Raw genomic sequence first — 5,845 nt, 5'->3', positions numbered from 1 at the left:
TCACCACCGGGCAGCCGTCGCTGCCCGGTCATTGACCTGTTTTTGGAAGGATGTGAACGATGGCCGTATTGCCAGAACTGCAAGCATTTCTCGAACTCGCCGAGTTCGGCCGACTGACCGGTAAAAGCCGCGCGATGCATGAGCAGACCCCGCAACAGGCACGCCTCGATTTCGAAGCGGCGTCGGGCTTTCTCGATGTGCCGCTGGATCACGTGGCCTGCGACGATTTCACCATCGCCGCACGCGATGGCCACAGCCTGGCGGCGCGCCTGTACCGCGCCGGGCCAGCGCCTGACGGTTTGCAACCGGTGATGTTGTACTTTCACGGTGGCGGCTACGTGGTCGGCAGCCTCGATTCCCACGACGCGCTATGTCGGCGGCTGGCGGCGCAGGGTGGTTTTGCGCTGTTGACAGTGGACTATCGCCTGGCGCCGGAGTGGCGTTTTCCGACCCCGGTCGAAGATGCCTGCGATGCCGGCAACTGGCTGGTGCGCGAAGGTGCCAGTCGCGGTCTGGACGCGACGCGTACGGTGCTGGCCGGTGACAGCGTCGGTGCGACACTGGCCACGGTGTTGGCGTCGCTTGCGCTGCGCCAACCGGAGGAGCTGCAATTGCGGCCCAAGGCGCAGGTGCTGGCGTACCCGGTGACGGACGCCAGCACTCATCGCGCTTCGCATCGCGATTTTGCCGAAGGCTATCTGCTGGAAACCCCGACGCTGGACTGGTTCTACGCGCATTACGCGCGCACCCCGGGCGATCTCGCCGACTGGCGCTGCTCGCCGTTGCTGGCCGAGGATCTGTCGGGTCTGGCGCCGGCGCTGGTGTACCTCGCCGGGCATGACCCGTTGTATGACGAAGGCCGCGCCTATGCCGAGCGCCTGCGCGCGGCGGGCAATCAATTGACCCTGCTCGAACAGCCGGGCATGACCCACGACTTCCTGCGCATGGCCGGGTTGCTCAGTGAGGTCGAAGTGATCCATGCCGAGGTGGCGCAGTGGGTACGCTCACAGCTGTGATCTGATGTGCTTTGAGAACCGCCATGCCGACCGGCAATGGCGTAGTGCTGTTCACTTAACTCTGTGGCGAGGGGATTTAGCGAACCGTCGCACCGCCCCGATGGGCTGCGAAGCGGCCCTAAATCCGTCAAAAGCGACGACTGCTTCGCAGCCGATCGGGGATAAATCCCCTCGCCACAAGGTTCTGTAAAACTTAAGTGAACAGCATTGCGGCAATGGCGGTTTTTTTCCCCGCAGAAAGCTGGCAGGCCTTATCACAAGGCAAAAAAATACCCGCCTCTTGCGAGGCGGGCATCGGGGTTTGCGCGCTGAATCAGAAGTTGTATTTGGCGGTCAGTTGCAGGTTGCGCGGTTCGCCGTAGAACGTGGTGTCGAAGTTGCCGAGGCCCGTCAGGTACTTCTTGTCGAAGACGTTGTTGGCGTTGACGGTGAAGCTCAGGTGCTCGTCGTATTCGTACTTGGTCATCAGGTCCACCAGCGAGTAGCCGCCTTGCTTGATGCGCGTGTAATCGCCGGCCGGTGCGCTGTAGATCTTGCCGTAGAACGCGCTCTGCCAGCTCACGCCGCCACCGACGGTGACCTTGTTCAGCGCACCCGGCAAGCGGTAAGTGGTGAAGGTGCGGAACACGTGCTCGGGTTTGGTGGTGGACAGCGGGTAACCGTAGATCCGCTGCTCGTCCTGGTCACGGGTGCGGGCGTAGGTGTAGCCGGCCGAGAGGTTCCAGCCTTCCTGCAGTTCACCGGCCAGTTCCAGCTCGACACCGTTGGTGGTGGCGCCGTCGATGGCTTTGTAGATGCCTTCGTTGGTCACCGGGTTGGTGCCGACCGACTCGGCGAAGTTGTCCTGCTCGATGCGGAAGAACGCCAGGCTGGCGTTGAGGCGGCCGTCGAGGTAGGCGGCCTTCAGACCGGTTTCGTAGGCATTGCCTTCGACCGGGGCGAGGGTCTTGCCGTCGGCGTCCTTGTAGATCTGCGGCTGGTAGATGTTGGTGTAGCTGCCGTACAGCGAGTAGGTGTCGTTGAGGTCGTAGACCACCCCGGCATACGGCGTGACCACGCCGTGTTCCTTGTAGCTGGCATGGGTGTCGGACATGCCGGTGCCGGCGTTATAGGAATAGTCCTCGTTGTACTTGAAGGTGCTCAGACGGCTGCCGAGGATCACCGAGAGGTCGTCGGTCGGGCGCAGGCGCGTGGCCAGGTAGATGCCGTTCTGGCTCTGGGTGCGCTCGTATTTGCCGTTTTTCGGGAAGTCCTGTTTCGGCAGGTCGCCGTTCCAGTCGTAGATGCTGCCCGGTACCAGGCCGGAGGCGCTGGTGTCGAACGTGGCACCGGTCTGGCGCGAGTGCGAAGCCATGAAACCGGCCACCAGTTCATGCTCGCGACCGCCGAGGGTGAACGGGCCAGAGAGGTTGACGTCGGCCGAATCCTGCACGCGGTGACCTTCCCAGCGGCCCCAGTAAAGGAACATGCCTTCGCCGGTGGCGCGATCCGGGTTGCCGCCGCTGGCCGAGGCCAGTCGGGTGTCGTGGTCGCTGACTTTCTCGTTGAGGCTGACCTTGAGTTTCCAGTCGTTCGCCAGCGCCTGCTCCAGCGAGGTGAAGTAGGTCACCGAGTCGAAATCGCGACGGCTCCAGTCGGCGCCCGGGTTGAAGCTGCGCGGGAAGTCGGTGCGGCCACCGTCGGCGAAGTACACCGGGTTGCCGGTCCACGACGAACCGCGCGGGGTCACGCTTTGCTTGTCGATGCCGAAGGTCAGCAGCGTGTCTTCGCTGAGGTCGGCTTCGAGGATGCCGTAAAACACATCCTTTCTCTGCGTGTAGTGATCGATGTACGAGTTCTTGTCCTGATAGGCGCCGACGAAGCGCCCGCGCACCGAACCGCTGTCATTCAGCGGGCCGGAGATGTCGCCTTCGGTGCGGTAGTTGTCCCACGAGCCGGCGGTGCCGGTGACGGAGGCCTTGAATTCCTTGGTCGGCTTCTTGCGCACCAGGTTGACGGTGGCCGACGGATCTCCCGAACCGGTCATCAGGCCGGTGGCACCCTTGATGATTTCGACGCGGTCGTAGGTGGCCATGTCGACGTGGGTCGCGCCTTCGTCGTACACGCCGTCGTAGACGTTGTTGACGCCGTCGTACTGGAAGTTGGTGATGGCAAAACCGCGCGTCGAATACTCGGTGCGGTCGCTGTCATATTGCTGCACGGAAATGCCCGGGGTGTTACGCAACACGTCACCGATGTTCTTTTCGCCACGGTCGTCCATCTGCTGGCGGGTGACCACGGTCACCGATTGCGGCGTTTCGCGAATGGTCAGCGGCAGCTTGGTCGCGGTGGTGGTGGCGCCGGTGGTGTAGGAACCGCTGTCCTCGGTGACCAGCCCCAGCGCCTGACCGGAAATGGTGGTCGCGCCCAGCTGCAGGGTCGAGTCCGCCGCGCCGGATACCAGGGTCACGTTGCTGCCATTGATCTGGAAGGAAATCCCGCTGTCCTTGAGCATCGCCGCGAGGGCTTCGGACGGCTCGAGCGAACCGGACACCGCGCGGGATTTGATTCCGGCAACTTGATCGGGGCTGTAGAGGATCTGCAGGTTGGTCTGCAGGCCCAGTTCGGTCAGCGCACTGGACAGCGGTTGCACCGCAATATTGACCTTGACCGGCGCCGCATTGGCCATCGAGCTCCCCAGCAAGGTGGCGGTCAGCAGGACACTGCTCAGCAGGTTTTTATGCAAGGTCGGGCGCTGGACGGCCAGCGCGAGAGGTGTGCGGCGTGGAAGAGGGTGCATGACTTGCCTGTGCTCCTGAACGTGTTGTGCAGAGTTTTTGTTAATAGGAATTATTATTAAGACGGAGGCGCGGGAAAAAACCGGAAACAAACCCGCCAATATTCTTTGCCGGACCGATTTTGTGCGCAAAAAGCGTGGGAGGACGCCCGGCGGCAAAAGCCGCGCAGGCGTGAGGCCGGTGGATCAGGCCGGGGTCAGTTCGCTGAGCACCCGGCCACGTTCCATGCGCACCAGTTGATCGGCGACATCGAAATAGCGGTCGTCGTGGGAGATGACGATGATGGTCTTGCCCAGACGCTTGAGGTCCGGCAGCAGCTCGGTATAGAAGATGCGGCGGAAGGTCGGGTCCTGATCGGCAGCCCACTCGTCGAACACCAGCACCGGGCGTTCCTCCAGCCAGGCATTGACCAGCGCCAGACGCTTGCGCTGGCCGGTGGACAGATCGGTGGTGGTGAAATTGCCGTCCTTGACGCTGACCTTGTGCGCGATCTCCAGCCGCTGCAGGTACTTGTTGGCATCGGCCGGGATCTGCATGTCGCCCTGAACCACGTCGTCGAACAGGTAGTAATCGGCAAAAATCGTCGTGAACAACTGGCGGTAGTCATCGCGGTTGTGCGCATCGATGCCCACGCCGTTGACGCGGATCTCGCCCTGTTGCGGGGTGTACAGGCCCAGCAGCAATTTGATCAGGGTGGTTTTGCCGCAGCCGTTTTCGCCGACGATAAACGTGATGTCGCCCTGTTTGATCGTCAGGTTGACCGGCCCCAGTTGAAACGGCGCAGCACCGTCGACAGCCGGGAAGGCGTAGCGCACGTCGCTCAGTTCCAGGCTGTGCACGGTGTTGTTGCTCTGGCCCTGATCGCTGAGCAGCAGATGCGCTTCGGGAGTGGAGAATTGCTCGGAGAGTTCGGCGATGCGGCGGAAGGCAATCTGCGCGCGGCTGACAATCGGCAGGGTGCTGATCAGGTGTTCCAGCGGGCCTTTCATGTACAGCAGCACCAGGACGAAACCGCTCATTACGCTTTTGTCAGCGCTCGGCCAGAAGGTTTGCAGCGCCAGGGCCAGGCCGATGACCACGAAGAACAGCATCGAACCGAAGGTCTTGGCGATGACGAAGGTGTTGATCGAGCGCACCTGAGTGTTGCAGATGAATTCGGCGGTGGCCTTGATCCCCGAGACGAACATGCGCTGCCGGCGCGGGCGGTGAATGCGCAGCTCCTTGGCGCCTTCGGCAATTGCGCTGTAGTGCTTCTGCAGTGCGTCTTCGGCGTCCCGCGCGGCCATGAAACCCTGCACGCCCCTGCTCTGCGCGTAGGCCTGGATCGCCGTGCCGATCAGGATCGCCGCGAGCATGATCAGGAACATCGGCCACGACAGCAGCGCCAGATAGCCCATGCAGCCGAGGGTCACGGTGACGGAAATCGCCAGCGGTGCGAAGGCGAAGGCGAAGTCGCTGATGGTGTCGACGTCGTGGGTCAGCACCGGGATCAGCCGATGGCTGCGGTAGCGCTCGATCTGTTCGATCGGCGCCGAAAGCACTTTCTCGCCCAGCTGTTTGCGCAGGCGGGCGATGATGTGCTGGCCGACATAGTTGGTGCCGATGTCCGAGCAGATCGAGCTGGCCAGCGCCAGCAGACACAGGCCGGCGAACAGCGCCACCACGCCCTGGCTCAGGCCGCTTTCCGAGTGCAGGGCGGTGTTGATGGTCGCCAGCAAGACCGTGACGCTCAGGCCGCCGACCATGCCCAGCACAATGGACGCGGCGACGATGAGCCGAAACGGTTTCAACAGGGCGAACAGTTCGCCGATGGCGCCACGGGTAGGCTGGGTCATGGAAGACAGTTCCTTGGGTATAAAGGCAGATACCCAGTAGAACGTCTGGTGATGGGGTTAATTTAGCCGGGGGGCGACTGGCGGTGGCCCGGTAAAAACCCATGGCCCCCTGGCAAAAAAACTGTGGGAGCGGGCTTGCCCGCGAAGGCGGTGGGTCATTAAAAGGTGATTCGCCTGACCCGGCCTCATCGCTGGCAAGCCAGCTCCCACAAGGTCC

General features: G+C 62.6%; 3 protein-coding genes. 1 reads left to right on the top strand and 2 read right to left on the bottom strand.

What is annotated here, in order from left to right; translation table 11 throughout:
• Positions 1 to 59: 59 nt before the first annotated feature.
• Positions 60 to 1,016: an alpha/beta hydrolase gene (locus ACXR0M_RS25425; RefSeq protein WP_458834380.1), complete on the top strand. Its 957-nt coding sequence runs from the start codon at positions 60 to 62 to the stop codon at positions 1,014 to 1,016.
• Between the two features lie 313 nt (positions 1,017 to 1,329).
• On the opposite strand, the gene ACXR0M_RS25420 is transcribed toward ACXR0M_RS25425, so the two are convergent.
• Positions 1,330 to 3,795, bottom strand: a complete 2,466-nt coding sequence (locus ACXR0M_RS25420; RefSeq protein ID WP_458834379.1) for a TonB-dependent siderophore receptor — start codon at positions 3,793 to 3,795, stop codon at positions 1,330 to 1,332.
• Between the two features lie 183 nt (positions 3,796 to 3,978).
• Positions 3,979 to 5,628, bottom strand: coding sequence for a cyclic peptide export ABC transporter (locus tag ACXR0M_RS25415; RefSeq protein WP_458834378.1), 1,650 nt, complete (start codon positions 5,626 to 5,628; stop codon positions 3,979 to 3,981).
• Positions 5,629 to 5,845: the final 217 nt, after the last annotated feature.

Source organism: Pseudomonas sp. Eth.TT006, assembly GCF_054456575.1.
Note: the sequence above shows the minus strand (reverse complement) of the source record. Positions and strands in the feature narration are given on the sequence as shown.

Bases quoted from the DNA above. Each gene is read 5' to 3' on its own strand.
- ACXR0M_RS25415 (WP_458834378.1), bottom strand. From the start codon at position 5,628: ATGACCCAGCCTACCCGTGGCGCCATCGGCGAACTGTTCGCCCTGTTG.
- ACXR0M_RS25420 (WP_458834379.1), bottom strand. From the start codon at position 3,795: ATGCACCCTCTTCCACGCCGCACACCTCTCGCGCTGGCCGTCCAGCGC.
- ACXR0M_RS25425 (WP_458834380.1), top strand. From the start codon at position 60: ATGGCCGTATTGCCAGAACTGCAAGCATTTCTCGAACTCGCCGAGTTC.